Genomic DNA, 22,451 nt, shown 5'->3' with positions numbered 1-22,451 from the left:
CGCAGCCGCACCCAATCAAGCGTTGGCCAGCGTGCGGAAACGATACGCCATCAGGCGAGTCAAGGGCAGCACTGCCAGCAGCAAGAAGGACAACAGGCTCCATTCGGGCAAGGTCAGGTCCAGAAAGCTCCAGGTCAGCGAGCTGCAATCGGGGCCGCCAAGCAAGAGTTGACGGGCCGCTTCACCCCACGAGCGTTCCAGTACATGCCAGAAAGGCACCGGGCACTCCTGGCTCGTAGCGATCTCCCCTTGTATCCAGACATGCCTGGCCGCCAGCAGAGCCCCGGCCGCGGAACAGCCCAGGGCAGCACGCGCGTACTGGCGCATAGCGGCAACGCCCGACGCATGCACGGCCGCACACAGGCAGATCATGGCATACACGCCCAGCAGGAACCGCTGGCTGAAGCACAGCGGGCAAGGCACCAGACCGAGGGTGATCTCCAGGTAAATGGACGCGATCAGCACCGCCAACGAGGCAAGGCAGGCCGGTAGAAAAAACGTGCGCAAGCGGGCCGGCAACATGAAAGGTGGTGGTCCCGGGGCAAATTGAGTGGCTTGGAACGGTAGAGGAAAGAGGTGCTTTGTTTCAAGGCACTACAGGGGAGATAAGTCACTGAGGGGTAGCAGAAATTTCCAATCGCAATGTGGGAAAAATCTTGCGAAGGGTATTACAGAATAACGCAGGGATCGCGAGACGCCTCAAACACCCCATGAGCCCGCCCTCAGCGCGGGCTCATGGGATCTCTCAGGCGCGCACGCCTTGCGGCAATGGCAGGGCCAACAAACGCTCATCGAGCAGGCCCAGGCCTTCCTGGAACAGTTGGTTGCTGCGCTCGGTCTCCCCCAGGCTAGCCAGCAGCCGGGCCAGTTCAGCGCAGGTCTCTGGGTTGCGCTCCATGCGCAAGCTGCTTTCCAGGTAATCGCGCGCCTTGCCCCAAAGGCGGTTTTGCAAGCTCAGACGCCCAAGCGTCAGCAACAGGCTCGGGTCCTGTGGGTGCGCCTTGAGCCAGCCCTCGGCTGTTTGCAGTTGGCGCGCCGGATCATCGCCGCGCACCAGGCCATAGAGCCGCGCCAGGTGACTTTCGTAATCACGCTTGAGCGCGGCACGTAATACCTGCTCGGCCTCGCCTTGAGCGCCAACCTGGCGCAGTTGTTCGGCATAAGCCAGCACCAACCGGGGCTCTTGACGCTGGGCCGCAGTCAGCTGTTGCCAGGCCCGCTCCAACGACTGACGGGCGCTTTGCTCATCGTCGCCACGGGTCGCCGCAAGCCCCAGGTTCTGACCCCAGGCACGCTGCTCCAGTGCAGCGAGCTCCTCGGCCGGCAGCACTTTGCCCTTGCGCAAATCAGGCAACAGGCGAATCAGCGCCGACCAGTCGCCGCGCTCCAGATACAGGCGCTGCAACAGGCGCAAGACCTGGTTGTTGTGCGGGTGCCGCTCCTGCATGACCAGCAGGGCGTCCAGGGCGCCGTCGCTTTCGCCACGGTCCATCTGCAATTGCGCATGGGCCAGGGCGACCGCCAATTCCGCCTGGGGCTGACGCTCCAGTGCACGCTCGAGCAGGTTGTCCCTGTCTTCGGTACGCCCCTGTTCATTGGCCGCCCGTGCGGCACCGAGGTAATACAGCAATGGCTGGCGTTCGGCCTCGGCTGCGCGGTGCAAGTGGCGCTGGGCGCTGGCCCAGCGGCCTTCTGCGAGGTCCAGTTGGCCCTGCTCGATCGCGATGCGAATGCGACGGCTGCGGTTACGTCGTGACCACGGGTTGACCACGCCACTGGACGTCAGCACCAGCCCGACCAGGTAGCGCAGCAGCCACAACAGTGCAAGCACGGCAACCAGGGCCGCGAGCGCCGCCCACAGCCCGGACTGGTAACGGAAGCCACCGTAGGAGACCAGCACGTAGCCGCTGTGTTTGGCCACCGCGATGCCCAGTGCCGCGGCGATCACAATCGCCAGCACGGCCAGCAGGTACACACGCTTCATGGCTTGCCCCCCTCGCCCTCGGCAGGCAGGTGGCGGCGCTGGATATACGCCTGCACCGCAGCCAGGCTTTCACTGAGGTCCGGGGTAACCACCGACACCGGTTGCTCGGCCAGCGCATTGAGGCTTTCGAGCATGGCCTTGCTCTGCGGGTTGTCAGCGTCGAAATTGGCCACCAGCACACTGCGGGCGTCATCCAGCGCTTGGGTGTAGACCTTGGCGTCGCCATTGAGCGCAGCCCACTGGGCTTGCTCGATGGTCAGGCTCAGGGCCAGGCGCAACTGGTTGAGCGACTGCCCGGCCAGCAACGGACGTACATTGTCGTCGGCGTTGAAATCGATCTGGAAGTACTTGGAAATCTCCGCCCACCACTGCGCCAGGCGGCTGGCGCCATCGCCATCGGAGGTCAACGCACCGAGGGCATCGGCATCGCTGTCGAACTCCGGCGACTGGGCGTTGAGGTGCTGCACCAACTCTCGCTGGGCCGCCAGTTTCAGATACAACCCGGTACGGTCCGGTTGCTGGGTGCTGTTGAGCGTTGCCAGGCTACGCGCCAACTGCTCACGGGCGGCAAAGGAACCAGGGTCGCTTTGCTCGCGCAGAATTTCGTCTGCGCCTTCGACCAGGGCCTTGGCACTGGTGATGTCCTGCAGGGCCGAAAGCCGCAAAGTAGCCAGGCGCAACAGGTGCTCGGCCTCGGCCAGGCGCCATTCCTTGCGGCTTTCGCCAAGCACGGTTTCCAGGCGCTGGCTCAGTCGCTGCTGGTCACCCTGCAACTGCGCCACCAGGCGGCGGCGGTCTTCCAGTTCGCTGGCTGCCGGCAGGCTGGCCAACTGGGCACTGATCTGTTGCTCGCGCTGCTGCAGAGCAGCGGCACGCTGGCTCAGCGTCTCAAGGTGCTGACGTTGGCTCAGCTCATTGCCTTGCAGATGCCGCACCTGCCAAACACCCCACCCGCCCACTGCGACCCCGGCAGCACCCACTAACAATGCCAGCAAGGCCAGGCCTGTGCCGGAACGTTTGGCAGGTGGCGGGGTGACGGGTTGCGTCGGCTCCTGCGCCGACGGCTGATCGTTGTGGGACAAGACAGTTTCGCTCACGTATCCATCCTTTGCATGGGGGCGCGTCGCTCTGAGCTTAGCGCCTTAAGAGGCAGGTGCAGCGCTGCGCTGCACGGCTGCCAGCAAGGCCGTGGCACTCGCGCCACGACAATCCACAATCTGTTGTGCCCCTGCGGCCCTGGCCTGCTCGGCGACCCTGGGGCTCGGCACGAACAAGGGCAAGCGCGCCACACGCGGCCAATCGGCAGCGGCCAACTGTTGCAGGTGTTCAAGACCCTGCCCACTGCTGACCACCACGCCGTTCAGGCGTTCCGCTTCGATGCGAGCCACCAGCGTGCCCGCCGGGTATACCGGCAGGCAACGACGATACAGTTCCAGATAATCGACACTAGCACCTTGCTCTGCAAGACGCTCGGCCAGCAGTTCGCGACCTCCTACCCCACGGACGATCACGACACGGGGTGCGGGCCCCTTGATAGCCTGGTCCAACGCCGGGAGCGTGAGCAAGGCTTCGCTGTCGTCACCCTGTGCAGGGAAAGCCACCGACAGCCCCGCAGCCTGCAACACCGCCGCCGTGGCTTGACCTACGGTGAACCAACCAGCTGGGGGCGGCTGCAGCCCTGCTTGAGCAAGCTGCGCAAGCAGCAACCTGGCTGCCGGCTTACTGACCACGATCATCGCCTGGTACTGCCCTAGGCCGGCAAGCTGCTGACGCTGCTGAGCATCCATCTGCACCGGCTCGATCGCCAGCAACGGCAGGCACTCGCTGGCAATGCCGGCCGCGGCCAGCGTCTGGGCCAGCGCCGCGCAGTCCTCTTCAGGACGGGTCAGCAACAGGCGCCACGAACTCACGGATGCCCGGCCTCACCATAGACTTCCTTGAGAATGGCCGCGGCACCTTGGCCCAGAAGGTCTTCGGCCACCTGCACCCCCAAGGTTTCAGCGGATGCCCGCGGTGCACGCGCCTCAGCCATCAGCAGGGTCCCACCGCTGGGCTGGCCGACCAGGCCGCGCAGCCATAGCTGCTCGCCTTCGAGCACGGCATAGCAGGCAATCGGTACCTGGCAGCCACCGTTCAAGTGCTTGTTCAACGCGCGTTCAGCCACCACACGGTCAGCGGTATCGTTGTGGTGCAAAGGCGCCAACAGCGCATGGATCTCGCTGTCTGCGCTACGGCACTCGATACCCACCGCGCCCTGGCCACCGGCCGGCAGGCTGTCGTCGACACTGATGCTGGCGGTGATGCGGTCTTCGAAGCCCAGACGGATCAGGCCCGCCGCGGCAAGGATGATGGCGTCGTACTCACCGGCATCGAGCTTGGCCAGGCGAGTGTTGACGTTGCCGCGCAGGAAGCGGATTTGCAGGTCAGGGCGGCGGGCCAGCAACTGGGCCTGACGGCGCAGGCTGGAGGTGCCGACGATGCTGCCGGCCGGCAGCGCTTGGAGGCTGGGAAAACGGTTTGAAACGAAGGCATCGCGCGGGTCTTCACGTTCGCAGATGCAGTACAGGCCCAGGCCTTCGGGGAAGTCCATGGGTACATCCTTCATCGAATGCACGGCGATGTCGGCCTCATTGTCCAGCAGGGCTGTTTCCAGCTCCTTGACGAACAGGCCTTTGCCGCCAATCTTCGCCAGCGGCGCGTCGAGCAGTTTGTCGCCGCGGCTGACCATGGGCACCAGCGTCACCAGAAGGCCAGGGTGCGCCTGTTCCAGGCGGGCTTTGACATATTCGGCCTGCCACAGGGCCAAGGCACTTTTACGGGTGGCAATGCGGATTTCGCGAGTGGACATGGAACGCCCCGATGCTTAGGAATGCCGCCGATGATAACAGCTCCGTCGGTATCGCTAGCAGATGTGGGTCATGAACCAGGCTGGCCATGCGCGCCCTCATCGCCAGGTCGCCGGCGATGGGGCACCTGCAGCGCTCAGAGCGTCTGCATCATCTTGCGTACGCCAGCCACATGCCGGCGGCTGACAGTCAAGGCATCACCATTGAGGCCTTTGAGGAACAGTTGAAAATGCCCAAGCGGCGTGCGCTGCAGGCGTTCGATGCGATCGCGGGCTACCAGGGCGTTGCGGTGAATACGCACGAAGCGGTCGCCGAACTCATCTTCCAAGGCCTTGAGTGGCTCATCGAGCAACACTTCGCCCGCTTCGTGGCGCAGCGTGACGTATTTGTGGTCGGCGATGAAATAGATCACCTGGAGCAAAGGGATCAGCTCGATGCCCTTGCGCGTACGCGCGCTGATATGGCGGCGCGGGCCACCCCCTTCACTTCCTGGCCGGGTCAGCGCCGCCAACTGCGTGCGACTGGGTTTCTCAGCTTTGCGCAAAGCATCACGCAGAGCATGGGGATGGATCGGTTTGGATACATGGCTGAGGGTGCTGTCGGTGAAAGCCTCTGCGCCGTACTTATCGTCATCGGCGTCGCTGCAGAACACTACCGATGGCGGTGATTCGCGCTCGCACAAGCGGGCCGCGACCTGCAGGCCATCAAGGCCCGGCATGCGAATATCCAGCAGGACCACATCAGGCTTGAGGCTTTCAATCAGGGCCAGGGCCTCCTCGCCGCTGGTAGCGCTGGGCTCCAGCACGGTGTACCCCTCCAGCTCCCCGAATAGCCGCGCCAAGCGTTCACGGGGTAGGGATTCGTCATCAACGATCAGGACATTCATAATTGCTCTGGATTCCTGAGTGAGTCTCGCACAGGTATAGCGTAGACAGTTGCAGGTCGAGCGACACTGCGGTCACGCTCTAGACCAATACGATGGCCAAAGATTCACTGCGCTGGCAGATTCGCTGCCAGTCCTTTGTCCAACTGTAGACGGTCCGTGGAACACTGCCGTTCAATCGTTGAATATCGTCTTTACCTCAATCGAGCGGGGTTTTATGCCGATTTCTGTCGACCGGCGTCCTTCGGCCACACGCCCAACCCTGCTATTATCGCCGCCACTTTTTCGTTCACGCCTTCAACGAGTGAATCCATGAGCACCGACAAGACCAATCAGTCCTGGGGCGGCCGCTTCAGTGAACCCGTCGACGCCTTCGTCGCCCGCTTCACCGCCTCGGTCGATTTCGACAAGCGCCTGTACCGCCACGACATCATGGGTTCGATCGCCCACGCCACCATGCTGGCGCAGGTCGGTGTACTCAGCGATGCCGAGCGCGACACCATCATCGATGGCCTGAACACCATCCAGGCTGAAATCGAGGCCGGCAATTTCGACTGGCGCGTCGACCTCGAAGATGTGCACATGAACATCGAAGCACGCCTGACCGACCGCATCGGCATCACCGGCAAGAAGCTGCACACCGGCCGTAGCCGCAACGACCAGGTCGCCACCGACATCCGCCTGTGGCTGCGCGACGAGATCGACCTGATTCTGGCCGAAATCACCCGCTTGCAGCAGGGCCTGCTGGAACAGGCCGAGCGCGAAGCCGAAACCATCATGCCGGGCTTCACCCACCTGCAGACCGCCCAGCCGGTCACTTTCGGCCACCACCTGCTGGCCTGGTTCGAAATGCTCAGCCGCGACTACGAGCGCTTGGTGGACTGCCGCAAACGCACCAATCGCATGCCCTTGGGCAGCGCTGCGCTGGCCGGTACCACCTACCCGATCGACCGCGAGCTGACCTGCAAACTGCTCGGTTTCGAAGCCGTGGCCGGCAACTCGCTGGATGGCGTGTCGGACCGTGATTTCGCCATCGAATTCTGCGCGGCCGCCAGCGTGGCGATGATGCATTTGTCGCGCTTCTCTGAAGAGCTGGTGCTGTGGACCAGCGCCCAGTTCCAGTTCGTCGATCTGCCCGACCGTTTCTGCACTGGCAGCTCGATCATGCCGCAGAAGAAGAACCCCGACGTACCTGAGCTGGTGCGCGGCAAGAGCGGCCGCGTGTTCGGCGCCCTGACCGGCCTGCTGACCTTGATGAAAGGCCAGCCGCTGGCCTACAACAAGGACAATCAGGAAGACAAGGAGCCGCTGTTCGACGCCGCTGATACGCTGCGCGATTCGCTGCGTGCCTTTGCCGACATGATCCCGGCCATCAAGCCCAAGCACGCGATCATGCGCGAAGCGGCCCTGCGCGGCTTCTCCACCGCCACCGACCTGGCCGACTACCTGGTGCGCCGCGGCCTGCCGTTCCGTGATTGCCACGAGATCGTCGGCCATGCGGTGAAGTATGGCGTTGACACCGGCAAGGACCTGGCCGAGATGAGCCTGGACGAACTGCGCCAGTTCAGCGACCAGATCGAGCAGGACGTATTCGCCGTGTTGACGCTGGAAGGCTCGGTGAATGCCCGTAACCACATTGGTGGTACTGCGCCTGCCCAGGTGCGCGCTGCCGTTGTGCGCGGCAAGGCATTGCTGGCTTCGCGCTAAGCGCCATTGCGAGGGCTTCGCCCTCGTTCGCCGGCAAGCCGGCTCCCACAATGACCGCGCCGCTCTCAAGCGGTGCGCAATCCCAGTAGGAGCCGGCTTGCCGGCGATTGGGCTGCACAGCAGCCCCTCTTCAGATCAGCGCTTGCCGCTGCGGATCATCTCCATGAAGGCCGGCATTGCCGCCTCCTTGTCCGCCAGAATCTTCGCCATGTGCGGGTTCTCGCGCATTTTCTCCAGCAACGCCTTCGCCTGCGGGAAGTCTGCGAGGAAGTCGATGTTCAGCACCTTCTTGCCTACCGCACACGCCAGATCGACCGAGAAGCAGAACATCAGGTCGGCAATGGTCAGTTGCTCACCGGCCACATAGGGCGCAAAACGGCCGTTGCGCTTCAAGGTGGCGAAGCCCGCCAGCAGATCCGCACGCGCCCGCTCCTTGATCACTGAATCGACCTCCATCCCAAAGAACGACTCGGCATAGCAGGTACGCGCCGGCAGTTCGATATACAGCTCGATCTCCTTGAGCAGCTCACGCACTTTCGCCTGTTCGAATGGATCGGCCGGCAACAGCGCCTTGCCGCCCTGCGTCTGCTCGATATAGTCGAGAATCACGCTGGTCTCGCTGATGAAGCCGTGTTCGGTTTCCAGCACTGGCACCTTGCCGCGCGGGCTGACTTCCAGCGCTTGCGGTGCCTGGCCGCCATAAAAGGTGACCTCTTCGAACGGCAAGCCTTTTTCCAGCAGGGCCAGCTTGACCATGTTGTAGTAGTTGCTGACCGAGAATCCGTGAAGCTTGAGCATGGGGTAACAGCCTCCAGGCCGTAAGGGGTTGGCTGGGCTTTTATAGCTCGTTACGCCTGCGCCTGACCAGCGTCATGCACCCGGTCGATGACCGGGCATTGCCGACTCGGGCGTGGCACACTGTGTGCCCAATCACAGGAGTAGCGCCATGAGCGAGCCCACCGACATCGACAATGACGACGAAGCCTTCGCCGAGGCGACGCTGACCCAGGCCATCGAAAACCAGATCGAAAGCGGCGAACCGCCGGCCGCCAAGGCGACGTTCAACAAGCTGAGCTTGGTCGGCTACGAGCGCGAAGACATCCTCAACCTCATGGCCCACGTGCTGGCCATCGAGATCGACAACATGCTCGACGAGGACCGCCCGTTCGACACCCAATGGTACGAAACCGCCCTGCGCGCCCTGCCCGAGCTACCACCTGAGGCAGATCAAGGCGGGGACGAATAACCCGACTACACTCCAGGGTCAGGCACCGTTGGCGGTGCCGCCATCCTTGTCTGGAAGTCAGGAGTCGCCATGTCCTTCACCCCCGAACTGATTGCTGAACTGGAAGTCCTTGCCCTGTTCAATCTGGACAGCAGCCAGGAAGGCATCAAGATTCACGCCAATGCCTCACCCGCGCTGGTCGCAGCGGCTCGACGCCTGCATGAAAAGCAATTGACCGATCAGCCTGATGGCGGTTACCTCACCAGCCTTGGGCATGACGCGGTCGAAAGCGTGCAACTGCTGCTGAACATCCTCAAGTCGCCCCAGCCGGCGTAACCTGCCCGGCCCCATCGCCGGCAAGCCGGGGATGGGGCACACAAAGGCGCGAGAAAAATGGCGTCAAAACTCCAACTGCCGCTTATCCGAGTGCATTACTCAGGCTAAACTCGCCAAAGTTCCCCCGGCCTGCCCTGAGTTCGCAATGACCCATCCCCACGAGATTCGCCCTGATATCGAAGACGGCATCGACCGCAAGGTGCTGGCGAAATTGCGTGCGCGGTTCCTGCAGCTGAACACGGGCCGGCTACAGCGCGCCATGGATGGGCTTTCGACCCGCCAGCAACAGGTTTTGACCCTGCTACCGCTGCTGTTTCACGTCAACCATCCCCTGTTGCCTGGGTATGTTTCGGGTAGCACACCGGCCGGCGTGTCGGGCTTCGAGCCCGATGCCAACCTGGTCGCCGAGGGCCAACGGCTGGCGCGGTCATTCACCTACAAGACACGCCTGGGCAACCCCAACCGCCCGATACACGGCCTGTACCTGATGGGCAGCCTTGGCACGCTGGCCCAGGCCGAGCAAAGCGACATCGACCTGTGGGTCTGTCATGCCCCCGGCCTGGGTGACAGCCAGCTCGAAGAGCTGCGGCGCAAATGCCAGTTGCTCGAAACCTGGGCTGCCAGCCTCGGCGCCGAAGCACATTGCTTCCTGATCGACCCGCAAAGCTTCGCCCGAGGCCAGCGCGACAGCCAGCTCAGCTCCGACGACTGTGGTACCACCCAGCACTACCTGCTGCTCGACGAGTTCTACCGCACGGCCATCTGGCTGGCCGGGCGCACACCGCTCTGGTGGCTGGTGCCGGTGTATGAGGAGCGCAATTACAGCCGCTATACCGAAACCTTGCTGTCCAAGCGTTTCATCCGCAGCACCGATGCCCTCGACCTGGGCAACCTGGCCCACATCCCGGCCGGCGAGTTCGTCGGTGCTGGCCTGTGGCAGCTGTTCAAAGGGATCGACTCACCTTACAAGTCACTGCTCAAGCTGTTGCTAACCGAGGTCTACGCCAGCGAACACCCAGCCGTGCGCTGCCTGAGCCTGGACTACAAACAGGCGGTCTTCGCCAACCACCTCGACCTCGACGCGCTTGACCCCTATGTCATGGTTTACCGGCGCATCGAACGCTACTTGCTAGCGCGCGGTGAAACCAGGCGGCTGGAGCTGGCAAGGCGCAGCCTTTACCTGAAGGTCAACAAGAAGCTCAGCGGCCTGGACCGCGCACGCAGCAACGGCTGGCAGCGCCGGTTGCTCAAGCGCCTGGCCGATGAGTGGGGCTGGGACGAGCGCCAGCTGGCCTTACTCGACAGCCGTAGCCAGTGGAAGGTACGCCAGGTGGCGGTCGAGCGCCGCGAGCTGGTCGCCGAGCTCAACCACAGCTACCGCTTTCTCAGCCAGTTCGCGCAAAACCAGAACGCCAACAGCCGCGCCGACCAACGCGACCTCAACGTACTGGGCCGGCGCCTGTACGCAGCCTTCGAGCGGCGCGCCGGCAAGATAGAGGTGATCAACCCAGGCATCGCACCGGACCTCGCCGAGGACACCCTGACACTGGTTCAGTCACCCAACCGCAAGGAACCCGGCAGCCACCACTGGGGCCTGTACAACGGCAACCTGGGCGTCCACGAGTGGGAGCATTTCAGCCCGATCAAGCGTTGCCGGGAGCTGCTCGAACTGCTGACCTGGGCCCACCGCAACGGCGTTATCGACAGCACTACGCGCTTTGCGCTGCACCCAGGCGTCAGCGACTTGAGCGAATTCGAGCTGTTCAACCTGCTTGGCAGCCTGCAGCAAAGCATTCCCTTGCCGCTTGAGGCCGTCAGCGAAGTGCGACTGCTGCAGCCCAGCGTGGCCGAAGAGATCCTGCTGCTGGTCAACGTTGGCGTCGACCCGCTGCGCCACCACCGCGACCTGAACATCCTGATGACCACCGAGCGCACCGACTCGCTGAGCTATGCAGGCGTGCGCGAAAACCTGGTGCTGACCCTCGATCAGGTCACCCTCAACAGCTGGAACGAGGTGCTGGTGCAGCGCTACGACGGCGAGCACGCCCTGCTGCGCTGCATGCGGGACTTCCTCAACAGCCTCGGCCAGCGCAGCCACCGGCCGCGCGTGCGGGTGCGTTGCTTCTGCCACAACCGCGCGCAAGCCATCAGCCAGCGGGTCGAGGAGATTTTCGACACGGTGCAATTACTGCTCGACCAGGGCCGCAACCACCGCTACCTGCTGCAGGTGGCGCAGTACACCCACGCACTGGAACTGGTGCCCGGCCAGGTCAGCCTCGCCACCCTGACCGATCACGATGCCGTGCTCGATTACCTAAGCGAAGAACGCAGCGCCTACAGCCCACTTTATCTGGATGCCAACGCACTGCAGGACCACGACCTTTCGCTGCTGCTGGAACAAGGCCGCCCCGGCTGCATTCAGGTGTTCTACCGCCTGCTCGAGGGCTGGGCCGACCTGTATGTGCTGGATGAGTACAACGCGTTATGGCAGCAACGCCTGCCATTGCACGACGAGAATCACCTGCTATTGCCCCTGCAGCGCTTTCTGCGCTCGGTGGTAATGCGCCACGACGCCCGCGTGCCGCTCGATAACCTGCACCAGGCATCTTTGTACATCGATTATGCTCAGCTACTGCCCTCGGGCACGGGCAAGGCACGCAGCATCGAGCCCCGACCGACGCCAGACATCGTCAACGATCAGCCCTACTATGAAGTTCAGGCCATCCTCCAGGCCGGCACCGGCGATGACGTGCACGTCACGCTCTACTGCGACCAACTGGAATTCTCCGAACTGGACCACGGCGATGAACTGTACACCGTGGTAGCCAGGCAGATTCTGAGCCAGCGCCGCGATGCCGGGCATTATCGTTGCTACATCACTGACCTGGACCTGTCCGAACTGCTCGATGACGAACAGGGTTCGACCCTCCTCTACCTGCGCTACAAGCGGGAGCTGGAAAAAGCCCTGAACGACGGGTTGGAGCAGTTGCAGGCGTCGCTCGCACCTTGACCCCGGTGCGCTTTCCCTCTGCACGGCCGCACACGGCGGCAACATCCTTGGGCACTCAATCAATGACTGGAGTGCGTCATGGACAAGCAGAACTGGATGGGCGCCCTGCCCGAATTAGGCCGCCTGCGTATCGATCAGCTGATTCTCCCCGGCAGCCATGACTCTGGGATGGACAAGCAGGCGGACAACATCGTCCCGCCCCAGGAAGTGACCCAGGACGTTTCCTGCATCGAACAGGTTCGCGGCGGCATCCGCGTGCTTGATCTGCGGGTGCGCGCCAACCGCGAGTACATGCCCGATTCGCCCTATCGCTACAAGCTGTTCCACCTGAGTACATCGGGGCGCACCGTACTGGGCGACATCGTCCTGGAACTGAACCGCTTTTACGAAGACCCGGCAAACGTTCGCGAAATCATCATTCTCGACTTCCATGGGTTCGACAACTTCAGCGACCAGGAACATGCCTGGTTGCAGGAGACGCTGGAGAAGCACCTGGGCCAGCGCATCATCCCCTGGGCGTTGCACCCCCTGACGCTGGATCAACTCTGGATTGAACACCCAGGCAAGACCGTGGTGATTGCGTACAACAACTCCGCCCGCGGGCAGCACTGGCCAGGCGTGGAACATGGCTGGATGGGTGAGAACACACCGTCCACCGAAGAGCTGAAAGCCTTCATGGACGAGCGGGCGCAACGCTATAAACCTGATTACACCCTGCGTTCCATCCAGTGCGCCAAATACAACAAAGGGTGGTTTTCGCCGGACGACTTCAGCGACAAGGTCGATGAATGGTTCGAATCAACGGGTATCGACAGTTACATCCAGAACTTCCACATCATCAACACGGACTGGTCGCTGCGCAGCAGGATCGTCGACAACTGCATCCATGCCTGCTCTGTCAGGGCGCGGAATACGCCCTGAAAGCCATGGGGGATCAGAGGTCGAAATCGCCTGCCGCTTCCGGCTGGTATTCCACCTCCAGCAGCTTGAGCTTAAGGGTCTTGCCGCCCGGCGCCGGCCAATCGATCTGTTCACCCACCGACAAGCCCAGCAGCGCGCATCCGATCGGTGCCAGGACCGAGACCTTGCCTTCGCCGCCGGCATCCTTCGGGTACACCAGGGTCAGGTGGTAGTCCTTGCCACTGGCTTCTTCGCGGCAGTGCACGCGCGAATTCATGGTCACCACGCCGGCCGGCACGTCCTCGTGGCCGACCACCTGCTCGGCGCGGTCCAGCTCCTCCTGCAGGGCGAGCACACCTGGGGTGCTTTCGTCGAGGCTGTCGATCAGGCGCTCGAGACGCTGCACGTCCAATCGGGTAAGGATGAGGGAGGGCTTGGTGCTCATGATCCAGTCAGACTCCATTGAACAGGTGGTTTTCTAAGGGCAGATAAAGCAAAACCCCGCCCAGAGGGCGGGGTTTGATGAGTGCTTTGGCGTCACCGACGCATAACCCGACACTACCACAGCCGGGCAAATACTCAACCCTGCGTGCGCAAGGCCTCGGCTTCGCGGCAAATCTGCCGGCGCCGTTCGTCATCGGCCGAGCGCCACTCGCGAATGTGCTCGACATGGCGATGGCAACCGGTGCAAACGCGCTGTTCATTCAGCCGGCACACGCTGATGCACGGCGACGGCACCGCTGGGCTGACGTTACTGTAAAGCGGCTTGGCCGGCCGCGCCTGGGCGCTCATTTCAGATCTCGTCGAAGTCCAGCTTTTCGCCGGCCCGCTCCCAGACAATCCGCTCGAGCATCTCGCCCAACAGCTCTTCGCTCTTCTCGCAGACCCACTTGCCGCTCTCTTCGTCGTAGTCGAAGTGGAAGCCCCCGGAGCGGTCGGCCAGCCAAAGCTGACGCAGCGGCTCCTGGCGGCTGAAGATCAGCTGGCTGCCATTGTCGAACTTGACGGTAAGGACGCCCGCGGAATTCTCCATGTCCAGGTCAAGGCCGCTCTCGTCGAACAGGTCTTCCAGGGCCTGTTGGGTGGCGTCGACCAGATCATGGAAACGCGCTTCGCTCAAACTCATTGCAGGAACCTCGAAATTGGCTGCATTACAGGCAGGTCGGGCACGATACGGGCGCTTGGCGCCAGCCGCAAGCGGGGAGCTTCAAGCGGCAGGAAAAAGCTCAGCCTACACCTGAACGTTTTTTCTTGCCGCTTGCCGCTCGCCGCTCGGGGCCAATTTCTGCCCGCCCGGCGGACCGGCTCTTGCATAGGCAATCCGGCAGTCGCTCGGTATACTCGGGCGCAATACTGCATATTTCAAAGGATTTCACCCATGAAGCGCCTGATTTCCTCGCTCGCGGCGCTGGTCGCGGTTGCCTGCCTCGTTTCGGCCTGCGGTCAGAAAGGCCCCCTCTACCTGCCAGAAGACGGCAAGGACGGCAAGGGCAGCCAGAAGTCGCATCAGCACCAGCACGCTCAGCCTGTCCAGCCACAGGATGAACAGCCAATCGAGCCCGAGCAAACGCCAGAGCAGTAAGGAAATCAGATGAACGCTTTCAATTACCGCGACGGTGAACTGTTCGCGGAGGGCGTGGCCCTGTCGGCCATCGCCGAACGCTTCGGCACCCCCACCTACGTGTACTCGCGCGCCCACATCGAGGCCCAGTACCGCAGCTATACCGATGCCCTGCAAGGTGTCGAGCACCTGGTGTGCTTCGCGGTCAAGGCTAACTCCAACCTTGGCGTGCTGAACGTGCTGGCCCGCATGGGCGCAGGCTTCGACATCGTTTCCGGCGGTGAGCTGGAGCGGGTACTGGCCGCCGGTGGGCGGGCTGACCGCGTGGTGTTCTCCGGCGTCGGCAAGACCCGCGATGACATGCGCCGGGCCCTGGAAGTCGGCGTGCATTGCTTCAACGTCGAATCCACCGACGAACTGGAGCGCCTGCAGGTGGTAGCCGCCGAGATGGGCAAGGTGGCCCCGGTCTCGCTGCGGGTCAACCCGGATGTCGATGCCGGTACCCACCCGTACATTTCCACCGGCCTCAAAGAGAACAAGTTCGGCATCGCCATCGCCGACGCCGAAGCCATCTATGTGCGTGCCGCGCAGCTGCCAAACCTGGAAGTGGTCGGTGTCGACTGCCACATCGGCTCGCAGCTGACCAGCGTAGACCCATTCCTCGACGCCCTCGACCGCCTGCTGGACCTGGTCGACCGCCTGGCCGACTGCGGCATCCACCTGCGCCACCTGGACCTGGGCGGCGGTGTTGGCGTGCGCTATCGCGACGAAGAGCCGCCGCTGGTAGCCGATTACATCAAGGCCATCCGCGAGCGCGTCGGTGATCGTGACCTGGCCCTGGTGTTCGAGCCTGGCCGCTACATCGTGGCCAACGCCGGTGCCCTACTGACCCGCGTTGAATACCTCAAGCACACCGAACACAAAGACTTCGCCATCATCGATGCGGCGATGAACGACCTGATCCGTCCGGCCCTCTACCAGGCCTGGATGGGCGTCAGCGCGGTCATCCCACGCGAAGGCGAAGGCCGTGCCTACGACCTGGTCGGGCCAATCTGCGAAACCGGCGATTTCCTCGCCAAGGACCGCCAGCTGAACCTGGCCGAAGGTGACCTGCTGGCTGTGCAGTCCGCGGGCGCCTATGGTTTCGTCATGAGCTCGAACTACAACACCCGTGGCCGTTGTGCGGAAATCCTGGTCGACGGCGATCAGGCTTTCGAAGTCCGCCGTCGCGAGACCATTGCCGAACTGTACGCTGGCGAAAGCCTGCTGCCGGAGTGACCCCATGCTTCTGCGTTTTACCAAGATGCATGGGCTGGGCAATGACTTCATGGTCCTGGACCTGGTCAGCCAACACGCACACATCCAGCCCAAGCACGCCAAGCAATGGGGCGACCGCCACACCGGGATCGGCTTCGACCAGCTGCTGATCGTCGAGGCTCCGAACAATCCGGAAGTGGATTTCCGCTACCGGATCTTCAATGCCGACGGTTCGGAAGTGGAGCAATGCGGCAACGGCGCACGCTGCTTCGCACGCTTCGTGCTGGACAAACGCTTGACCGCGAAAAAGCGCATCCGTGTGGAAACCAAGGGCGGCATCATCGAACTGGACGTGCAGAACGACGGCCAGGTGTGTGTCGACATGGGGCCGCCGCGCTTCAATCCCGCCGAAATCCCATTCGACGCTGATGAGCAGGCGCTCAGTTACCCGCTGGAGGTGGACGGCGAAGTGCACGCTATCGCTGCCTTGTCCATGGGTAACCCGCATGCCGTGCTGCGCGTCGATGACGTACATACTGCGCCGGTCCATGACCTGGGCCCGAAAATCGAAAACCACCCACGCTTTGCGCAGCGGGTGAACGCCGGTTTCCTTCAGGTCATTGACCGCCACCGCGCCAACCTGCGGGTATGGGAACGTGGTGCCGGCGAGACCCAGGCCTGCGGCACCGGTGCTTGTGCAGCCGCCGTGGCAGCCATCAGCCAGGGCTGGATGGACTCTCCGGTGACCCTGGACCTGCCTGGTGGGCGCCTGCACATCGAGTGGGCCGGCCCCGGCACGTCCGTGTTGATGACTGGCCCAGCCGTACGTGTCTACGAAGGACAGGTTCGTCTCTAAGCGAGTAACTGCCATGACCGATCAGCCCAAGGTTGTACCCCACCAGTCCAGTGAGCTCGATGCCGAAGCGGTGGTCGCCTATCTGCGCGCCCACCCGACCTTCTTCGCCGAACACGATGAACTGCTGGTCGAGCAGCGTATCCCTCACCAGCGAGGCGACAGCGTGTCGCTGGTGGAGCGCCAGCTCAAACTGCTGCGCGATCGCAACATCGAGATGCGCCATCGCCTGTCGCAACTGATGGACGTGGCCCGGGACAACGACCGGCTGTTCGACAAGACGCGCCGGCTGATCCTGGACCTGCTCGATGCCGGCAGCCTGGAAGAAGTGGTCATGGCGGTCGAAGACAGCCTGCGCCAGGAGTTCCAGGTACCGTTCGTCAGCCTGATCCTGTTCGGTGACCATGCAGCGCCGGTCGGCCGTTGGGCCAGCAATGCCGAGGCCCAACAGGCCATCGGCGGCCTGCTGGGCGGTGGCAAGACAGTCAGTGGCAACCTGCGTGAGCACGAACTGGTGTTCCTGTTCGGTGAGCAGCAGCACCAGGAAGTGGGCTCCAGCGCCGTCGCTGCCCTGGAGTACCAAGGGTTGCACGGCGTGCTGGCGATCGGCAGCCGCGACCCGCAACACTACAAAAGCAGCGTCGGCACCCTGTTCCTTGGCTACATCGCCGAAGTGCTCGCCCGCGTGGTCCCACGGGTGACCCAGCCCCTGCGCCCGGTGCGCTGATGGAACGCCAGCTGGAGGCTTATTGCGCCCACCTGCGCAACGAGCGCCAAGTGTCCGAACACACGCTGCTGGCCTACCGTCGCGACCTCCAAAAGGTCATCGAATACTGCAACACCCAAGGCATCGCTGGCTGGGGCGCATTACAGATCCAGCAACTGCGCCAACTGATCGCCCGCCAGCATCATCATGGGCAGTCCTCGCGCAGCCTGGCGCGGCTGCTGTCGGCGGTACGCGGGCTGTATCGCTACCTGAACCGTGAAGGCCTTTGCCAGCACGACCCTGCCAGCGGCCTGAGCGCGCCCAAAGGCGAGCGCCGGCTGCCCAAGGTGCTGGACACCGACCGCGCCCTGCAACTGCTCGACGGCGGCGTGGACGACGACTTCATCGCCCGCCGCGACCAGGCGATCCTCGAACTGTTCTATTCCTCTGGCCTGCGCCTGTCCGAGCTGACCAACCTCGACCTCGAACACCTGGACCTTGCCGCCGGCCTGGTACAAGTGCTCGGCAAGGGTGGCAAGGCGCGCGTGCTGCCTGTGGGCCGCAAGGCGCGCGAGGCCATGCAGCAATGGTTGCGACTGCGCGGTATCGGCGGCCCGCGTGACGGCGCCGTGTTCATCAGCCGCCAAGGCAACCGCCTTGGGCCACGGGCTATCCAGATGCGGGTCAAGGCAGCCGGTGAACGCGAACTGGGCCAGCACCTGCACCCGCACATGCTTCGCCATTCATTCGCCAGCCATGTGCTGGAATCGTCCCAGGACCTGCGGGCGGTGCAGGAAATGCTCGGCCATGCCGACATCAGCACCACACAGATCTACACCCACCTGGACTTCCAGCACCTGGCCGCGGTGTACGACAGCGCCCACCCACGGGCCAAACGCAGCAAAGGCACAGACTCATGAGCATCAAGCTGATCACGTTCGACCTTGACGACACCCTGTGGGATACCGCGCCAGTGATTGCCAGCGCGGAAATCGTGCTGCGCGACTGGCTGCAGGCCAACGCTCCGATCCTTGGCGGCGTGCCGGTGGAACACCTGTTCGCCATTCGCGAACGCCTGGTACAGGCCGAGCCAGGCCTCAAGCACCGCATCAGTACCCTGCGCCGGCGTGTGCTGTTCCACGCCCTGGAAGAAGTCGGCTACAGCGAGAAGCAGGCACAAGAACTGGCCAACGAGGGCTTTGAAGTGTTCCTGCATGCACGCCATCAGGTCGAAGTATTCCCTGAAGTGCAGCCGGTGCTGGAGATTCTGCGCCATCACTACACCTTGGGCGTGGTCACCAACGGCAACGCCGATGTAAGCCGTCTGGGGCTGGCGGATTACTTCCGCTTTGCCCTGTGTGCAGAGGACCTGGGCATCGGCAAGCCAGACCCGGCGCCGTTCATGGAAGCACTCAAGCGTGGCGAGGCTGAAGCCAGTGCGGCGGTGCATATTGGTGATCACCCAGGCGACGACATCGCCGGGGCCCAGCGTGCCGGTTTGCGCGCCGTCTGGTTCAACCCGCAGGGTAAGGCCTGGGCGGGCGAGCGGGCGCCGGATGCCGAGATCCAGCGCTTGTCCCAGCTGCCCGACGTGCTCGCGCGCTGGCGCTGACAGGGGCCGCTTCGCGCCCCATTCGCGGGGCAAGCCCGCTCCCACAGTAATACCACCGCCCTTAGGCATTGTGCGGTTCCTGTGGGAGCGGGCGTGTCGGGGCGCCGAACCGCCGCAAAGAGGCCGGCACAGGCCATACAAATCTCACAGGCACAACAAAGACTGTTCAATTGCTGGCTAACCGGTGATGCGATCGTTGGCGATGCAGCCACCACCAGGAGGTGCCGCCCTTGATCAGCTCTGAAAGCCCTATGAAACCAAGCATCAGCCACGGATCGTAATCGGGTACGAAGCTAGCCCAGATCAACAATATCGAGAGCGAAGGTGCAGCGAAAAGCAGCCTAAAGGGTATCTGCGCGAGCCCTAAATACACACCAGACTTTCTGCCACTGAGGAGAAGCACAGTGCTGAGAATGATCGAAACGTGCAGAACCAGATTCATCAAAATGAGCATAACGGTTAGCAGACCTTGCTCTCGCCATAAGCTCAACATGCTCTGCAAGTCAGTAAAGAAAGGTAGATGGCTACGCCGCACGCTGGCTACGATGTAGAGCAGCAAAGAAAGGGCATCCAGAATGCCCCACAATTGCAATACCCAACGCTCTTCTTTTCGTCCTCCGGGCATCATTTTTTTCTCGGTGTTCGTAGGTTTCAAAAGGAAGAACTGGCTGCCAGTGCCAAGATTTTCCACTGACCTGCCACTTATCATCTCCTTCAGAATACCGCTGCGTTATAGCTCGCAATTCCCCATAGCGACGAATAACAGATCGTGATGCCAGATGATCATCATTACCATCGAGGGGAACCCATTGCGGGGTTACGACACGGGTGGTGTTGTCATAATCCTTGCCTTCCGAGCCGAAGAGACGACCCTCGTCACCCAGCGAGCCTAGGCGGTTTTGCAGCATCGCGAATGTATTTTTCAACCCGTCATAATCGATGTCGATCGTGCGCCACTTACCAGGCCCTCTCTCATCATCGGCCTGCTGCTTGAACGGCCCTGGCAGAGGAAAGCACTGAGTTGCACCTTGGTAACCATCTATCCTCATGGGCTTGAATGGTTCGTTGGTCAAAAATAGCCACCTGCCGCTTCTGATTTCTTCGACTCCTACCTCGATATCTTTGGCGGAAAGGTCTCGCTGAAGGGTGATGCCGCAACTCCTGAGAAACTCATCCTTACCGTCAAGGCGACTGTTCCCTTTAAGAGCACGCTCTCCGTTTCCCTTAGCAAAAAAAGGGTCCTCTACTCTAGAAAAGTCTTCCTTGCGTAGCTTGCAACGACGAACCAGTTTGTCCATAAACACCTCCAGAATCAGTGAGCAATGCTTGCCTGGAAGCGACAACATGGCCTAGCTTAAAACACCTACTTTTTGTGTAAGAAATAACTGCAATTTTCGTCAGGCACAAAAAAGCCCGCAGCGACGGCGGGCTCTTTTGTATTCAGCCACTCAGATAGGGCGGCTGCCGTACTTGTTGTCCGGCTTCTTGGGCGGGTCGGCGACTACGTTGGCCTCGACTTCCTGCACCTTGCCACCGCGCGAAAGGAATTCTTCCATCGCCTTGGCCAGGGCATCACGCTCCTTTTGCTTGGCTTCCATGCTCGGCATCTCGTCTACCGAAACAGCCGCCTTGGATTTACCCTTGGCGACCGGTGCCGGGCTGCTGTCGTCATCGCCAGCGTCCTCGGCAACATCGTCAGCCGCAGCTTCGAGGCCATCATCAGCCTCGTCTTCGTCGCCTACTTCGAGGTCATCATTTTCCAGATCGTCGTCGCTCATGTTCTACCTCATGACTTGCGAAAAGCAGGTTAGTTATAGACCAGTGCAGCCGTAGACCGGCAGCCACCAGTGAAAATTCAACTGGCCGTGGGTTGGCCACTGCCCTTGAGACGGCACTCCTGATGGGACGCCCCGCCCAGCAGGCCCTGCTCCTGGCAGGACCCGACAAAACCTTGCAGCCCTTGCTGGCCACACGCTATTGGCAAGCCTAGCAAAGGCTGACGAAGCGTGCGGACAACTCGTGCAACACCTCTCGGCGCGCATTCTAGCGCGCCCGGAGAAAAAGCAAAGCTCCATGAACGCCCTGCGAGTTGTAAGTTTTTTGCCTACGTCGCGAACGTGACTGATAAACCGTTTGCTCTGCGGAAAATGGCGAAAAACAGGCAAAAAAATGCCCGGCAAGCCGGGCAAGTTTTTCCAGCGTCGCAGTTACAGGTTGTAACCACGTTCGTTGTGTTGAGCCAGGTCGAGGCCGACCGACTCTTCTTCTTCGTTGACCCGCAGGCCCATCACCACGTCCAGCACCTTGAGGATCACGTAGGTGACGATGGCGGTGTAGACCACGGTGAAAATCACGCCCTTGGCCTGGATCCAGACCTGCGCACCGATGTCGGTGACCGCGCCGAAGCCGCCCAGGGCCGGTGCCGCGAACACACCGGTGAGGATGGCGCCGATGATGCCGCCGATGCCATGCACGCCGAAGGCATCCAGGGAGTCGTCATAACCCAGCTTGCGCTTGAGGCTGGTAGCGCAGAAGTAGCAGAGCACGCCAGACACCAGGCCAATCACCAGGGCGCCCATCGGGCCCACGGTGCCGGCAGCCGGGGTGATGGCAACCAGGCCGGCGACCACACCAGAGGCGATGCCCAGGGCGCTCGGTTTGCCGTGGCCGATCCACTCGGCGAACATCCAGCCCAGCGCTGCAGCAGCGGTAGCGATCTGGGTCACCAGCATGGCCATGCCGGCAGTGCCGTTGGCGGCCGCGGCGGAGCCGGCGTTGAAGCCGAACCAACCGATCCACAGCATGGCTGCGCCCATCAGGGTGTAGCCCAGGTTGTGCGGGGCCATCGGGGTGGTCGGGTAGCCTTTGCGCTTGCCCAGTACCAGGCAGCAGACCAGGCCAGCGATACCTGCGTTGATGTGCACCACGGTGCCGCCAGCGAAGTCGAGCACGCCCCAGTCCCACATCAGCGCGCCATCACCGCTCCAGACCATGTGCGCGATCGGTGCATAGACCAGGGTGAACCAGATGCCCATGAACACCAGCATCGCCGAGAACTTCATGCGTTCGGCGAAGGCACCCACGATCAGCGCCGGGGTGATGATGGCGAAGGTCATCTGGAAGGTAATGAAGACCGCTTCAGGGAACAGTGCCGCAGCCGACGTCAGCCCGTCCGGCGTTACGCCGCTGAGGAACGCCTTGGAGAAGCCGCCGACGAAGGAATTGAAGTTGAGCACGCCCTTTTCCATACCGGTGGTATCGAAGGCCATGCTGTAACCGTAAACGACCCAGAGGATGCTCATCAGGCCGGTGATGGCAAAGCATTGCATCATCACCGAGAGTACGTTCTTCGAACGCACCATGCCGCCGTAGAACAGGGCCAGGCCCGGGATGGTCATGAACAGCACCAGCGCCGTGGCAGTCAGCATCCAGGCGGTGTCACCGGAGTTCAGTACAGGGGCGGCAGCCTCCTCTGCCAGGGCGATGCCCGGCATTACGAGGGACAATAGGGCTCCTAGCCCTGCGATCTTACGCAGAGTCATGTTGTTTTCTCCTGGGGCGTTGGGTTTGG

Annotated in this window: 25 protein-coding genes; 11 read left to right on the top strand and 14 right to left on the bottom strand. The window is 62.4% G+C overall.

The features are described 5' to 3' along the window. Positions 1–15 precede the first annotated feature (15 nt). The 6 genes from JNA92_RS12780 to JNA92_RS12755 form a co-directional block, all read right to left on the bottom strand. The gene (locus JNA92_RS12780; protein WP_241804998.1) at positions 16–522 is read right to left on the bottom strand and encodes a disulfide bond formation protein B; all 507 of its coding nucleotides are present in this window, start codon (positions 520–522) and stop codon (positions 16–18) included. A 223-nt stretch (positions 523–745) separates the two neighbouring features. After that, positions 746–1,984, bottom strand: a complete 1,239-nt coding sequence (locus tag JNA92_RS12775) for a heme biosynthesis protein HemY (RefSeq protein WP_241804997.1) — start codon at positions 1,982–1,984, stop codon at positions 746–748. Continuing rightward, positions 1,981–3,081, bottom strand: coding sequence for a uroporphyrinogen-III C-methyltransferase (locus JNA92_RS12770; protein ID WP_241804996.1), 1,101 nt, complete (start codon positions 3,079–3,081; stop codon positions 1,981–1,983). Before JNA92_RS12770 ends, JNA92_RS12775 begins: the two co-directional genes overlap by 4 nt. A gap of 45 nt (positions 3,082–3,126) precedes the next feature. Further along, positions 3,127–3,894 carry a uroporphyrinogen-III synthase gene (locus tag JNA92_RS12765; RefSeq protein ID WP_241804995.1) on the bottom strand — a complete coding sequence of 256 codons (768 nt, stop codon included), beginning with the start codon at positions 3,892–3,894 and terminating at the stop codon, positions 3,127–3,129. Then, positions 3,891–4,832, bottom strand: coding sequence for a hydroxymethylbilane synthase (gene hemC / locus JNA92_RS12760; RefSeq protein ID WP_241804994.1), 942 nt, complete (start codon positions 4,830–4,832; stop codon positions 3,891–3,893). The genes JNA92_RS12765 and hemC overlap by 4 nt, the downstream gene beginning before the upstream one ends. A 134-nt stretch (positions 4,833–4,966) precedes the next feature. Continuing rightward, entirely contained in the window at positions 4,967–5,716 is a 750-nt protein-coding gene (locus tag JNA92_RS12755) for a LytR/AlgR family response regulator transcription factor (protein ID WP_241804993.1), read from the bottom strand. Between the two features lie 309 nt (positions 5,717–6,025). Here JNA92_RS12755 and argH point away from each other — a divergent pair, with 309 nt between their 5' ends. Further along, positions 6,026–7,420 (top strand): argininosuccinate lyase, encoded by a 1,395-nt coding sequence (gene argH, locus JNA92_RS12750; protein WP_241804992.1) that lies wholly within the window; start codon positions 6,026–6,028, stop codon positions 7,418–7,420. Between the two features lie 135 nt (positions 7,421–7,555). Here argH and JNA92_RS12745 read toward each other — a convergent pair whose 3' ends face one another. Continuing rightward, a complete protein-coding gene (locus JNA92_RS12745) occupies positions 7,556–8,218 on the bottom strand; it encodes a glutathione S-transferase (protein WP_241804991.1) in 663 nt (220 codons plus the stop codon). Positions 8,219–8,366: 148 nt separating this feature from the next. Here JNA92_RS12745 and JNA92_RS12740 point away from each other — a divergent pair, with 148 nt between their 5' ends. The 4 genes from JNA92_RS12740 (at position 8,367) to JNA92_RS12725 (ending at position 12,912) form a co-directional block, all read left to right on the top strand. Then, positions 8,367–8,666: a hypothetical protein gene (locus JNA92_RS12740; RefSeq protein ID WP_241804990.1), complete on the top strand. Its 300-nt coding sequence runs from the start codon at positions 8,367–8,369 to the stop codon at positions 8,664–8,666. Positions 8,667–8,735: 69 nt separating this feature from the next. Next, complete coding sequence (locus JNA92_RS12735; protein ID WP_012312198.1) at positions 8,736–8,981, top strand: TIGR02647 family protein; 246 nt, start codon at positions 8,736–8,738, stop codon at positions 8,979–8,981. 145 nt (positions 8,982–9,126) lie between these two features. Then, complete coding sequence (locus tag JNA92_RS12730; RefSeq protein WP_241804989.1) at positions 9,127–11,991, top strand: class I adenylate cyclase; 2,865 nt, start codon at positions 9,127–9,129, stop codon at positions 11,989–11,991. Positions 11,992–12,069: 78 nt separating this feature from the next. Beyond that, entirely contained in the window at positions 12,070–12,912 is an 843-nt protein-coding gene (locus tag JNA92_RS12725; RefSeq protein ID WP_241804988.1) for a hypothetical protein, read from the top strand. Positions 12,913–12,925: 13 nt separating this feature from the next. Here the strand turns inward: JNA92_RS12725 and rnk are convergent, their stop codons facing one another. The 3 genes from rnk to cyaY all read right to left on the bottom strand — a co-directional run bounded on the left by rnk (position 12,926) and on the right by cyaY (position 14,017). Further along, positions 12,926–13,336: a nucleoside diphosphate kinase regulator gene (rnk, locus tag JNA92_RS12720; protein WP_241804987.1), complete on the bottom strand. Its 411-nt coding sequence runs from the start codon at positions 13,334–13,336 to the stop codon at positions 12,926–12,928. Positions 13,337–13,470: 134 nt separating this feature from the next. Beyond that, positions 13,471–13,683, bottom strand: coding sequence for a DUF1289 domain-containing protein (locus tag JNA92_RS12715; RefSeq protein WP_241804986.1), 213 nt, complete (start codon positions 13,681–13,683; stop codon positions 13,471–13,473). Between the two features lies 1 nt (position 13,684). Next, complete coding sequence (gene cyaY, locus JNA92_RS12710; RefSeq protein WP_054902389.1) at positions 13,685–14,017, bottom strand: iron donor protein CyaY; 333 nt, start codon at positions 14,015–14,017, stop codon at positions 13,685–13,687. 252 nt (positions 14,018–14,269) lie between these two features. On the opposite strand from cyaY, the gene lptM reads away from it, so the two are divergent. From lptM to JNA92_RS12680, 6 genes are read left to right on the top strand one after another with little or no spacing between them, the layout of a single operon-like run. Continuing rightward, a complete protein-coding gene (lptM, locus tag JNA92_RS12705; protein ID WP_012312193.1) occupies positions 14,270–14,473 on the top strand; it encodes an LPS translocon maturation chaperone LptM in 204 nt (67 codons plus the stop codon). Between the two features lie 9 nt (positions 14,474–14,482). Next, complete coding sequence (gene lysA / locus JNA92_RS12700) at positions 14,483–15,730, top strand: diaminopimelate decarboxylase (protein WP_241804985.1); 1,248 nt, start codon at positions 14,483–14,485, stop codon at positions 15,728–15,730. A 4-nt stretch (positions 15,731–15,734) separates the two neighbouring features. Then, positions 15,735–16,565 carry a diaminopimelate epimerase gene (gene dapF / locus JNA92_RS12695; protein ID WP_241804984.1) on the top strand — a complete coding sequence of 277 codons (831 nt, stop codon included), beginning with the start codon at positions 15,735–15,737 and terminating at the stop codon, positions 16,563–16,565. A 13-nt stretch (positions 16,566–16,578) separates the two neighbouring features. Continuing rightward, a complete protein-coding gene (locus tag JNA92_RS12690) occupies positions 16,579–17,289 on the top strand; it encodes a DUF484 family protein (protein ID WP_241804983.1) in 711 nt (236 codons plus the stop codon). Then, positions 17,289–18,188, top strand: coding sequence for a tyrosine recombinase XerC (gene xerC / locus JNA92_RS12685; protein WP_241804982.1), 900 nt, complete (start codon positions 17,289–17,291; stop codon positions 18,186–18,188). The genes JNA92_RS12690 and xerC overlap by 1 nt, the downstream gene beginning before the upstream one ends. Further along, positions 18,185–18,880, top strand: a complete 696-nt coding sequence (locus JNA92_RS12680; RefSeq protein WP_241804981.1) for an HAD family hydrolase — start codon at positions 18,185–18,187, stop codon at positions 18,878–18,880. Before xerC ends, JNA92_RS12680 begins: the two co-directional genes overlap by 4 nt. Before the next feature lie 166 nt (positions 18,881–19,046). Here the strand turns inward: JNA92_RS12680 and JNA92_RS12675 are convergent, their stop codons facing one another. From JNA92_RS12675 to JNA92_RS12660, 4 genes are all read right to left on the bottom strand, one after another. Continuing rightward, the gene (locus tag JNA92_RS12675; protein ID WP_241804980.1) at positions 19,047–19,439 is read right to left on the bottom strand and encodes a hypothetical protein; all 393 of its coding nucleotides are present in this window, start codon (positions 19,437–19,439) and stop codon (positions 19,047–19,049) included. Continuing rightward, positions 19,405–20,178 (bottom strand): hypothetical protein, encoded by a 774-nt coding sequence (locus JNA92_RS12670; RefSeq protein ID WP_241804979.1) that lies wholly within the window; start codon positions 20,176–20,178, stop codon positions 19,405–19,407. Before JNA92_RS12670 ends, JNA92_RS12675 begins: the two co-directional genes overlap by 35 nt. A gap of 150 nt (positions 20,179–20,328) precedes the next feature. Continuing rightward, entirely contained in the window at positions 20,329–20,658 is a 330-nt protein-coding gene (sutA, locus tag JNA92_RS12665) for a transcriptional regulator SutA (protein ID WP_241804978.1), read from the bottom strand. Positions 20,659–21,087: 429 nt separating this feature from the next. Further along, entirely contained in the window at positions 21,088–22,422 is a 1,335-nt protein-coding gene (locus JNA92_RS12660; protein ID WP_241804977.1) for an ammonium transporter, read from the bottom strand. Positions 22,423–22,451: the final 29 nt, after the last annotated feature.

It is taken from the genome of Pseudomonas putida (assembly GCF_022627325.1).
GTDB classification, from domain to species: domain Bacteria; phylum Pseudomonadota; class Gammaproteobacteria; order Pseudomonadales; family Pseudomonadaceae; genus Aquipseudomonas; species Aquipseudomonas putida_X.
This window is presented reverse-complemented; position numbering and strand designations above follow the sequence as displayed.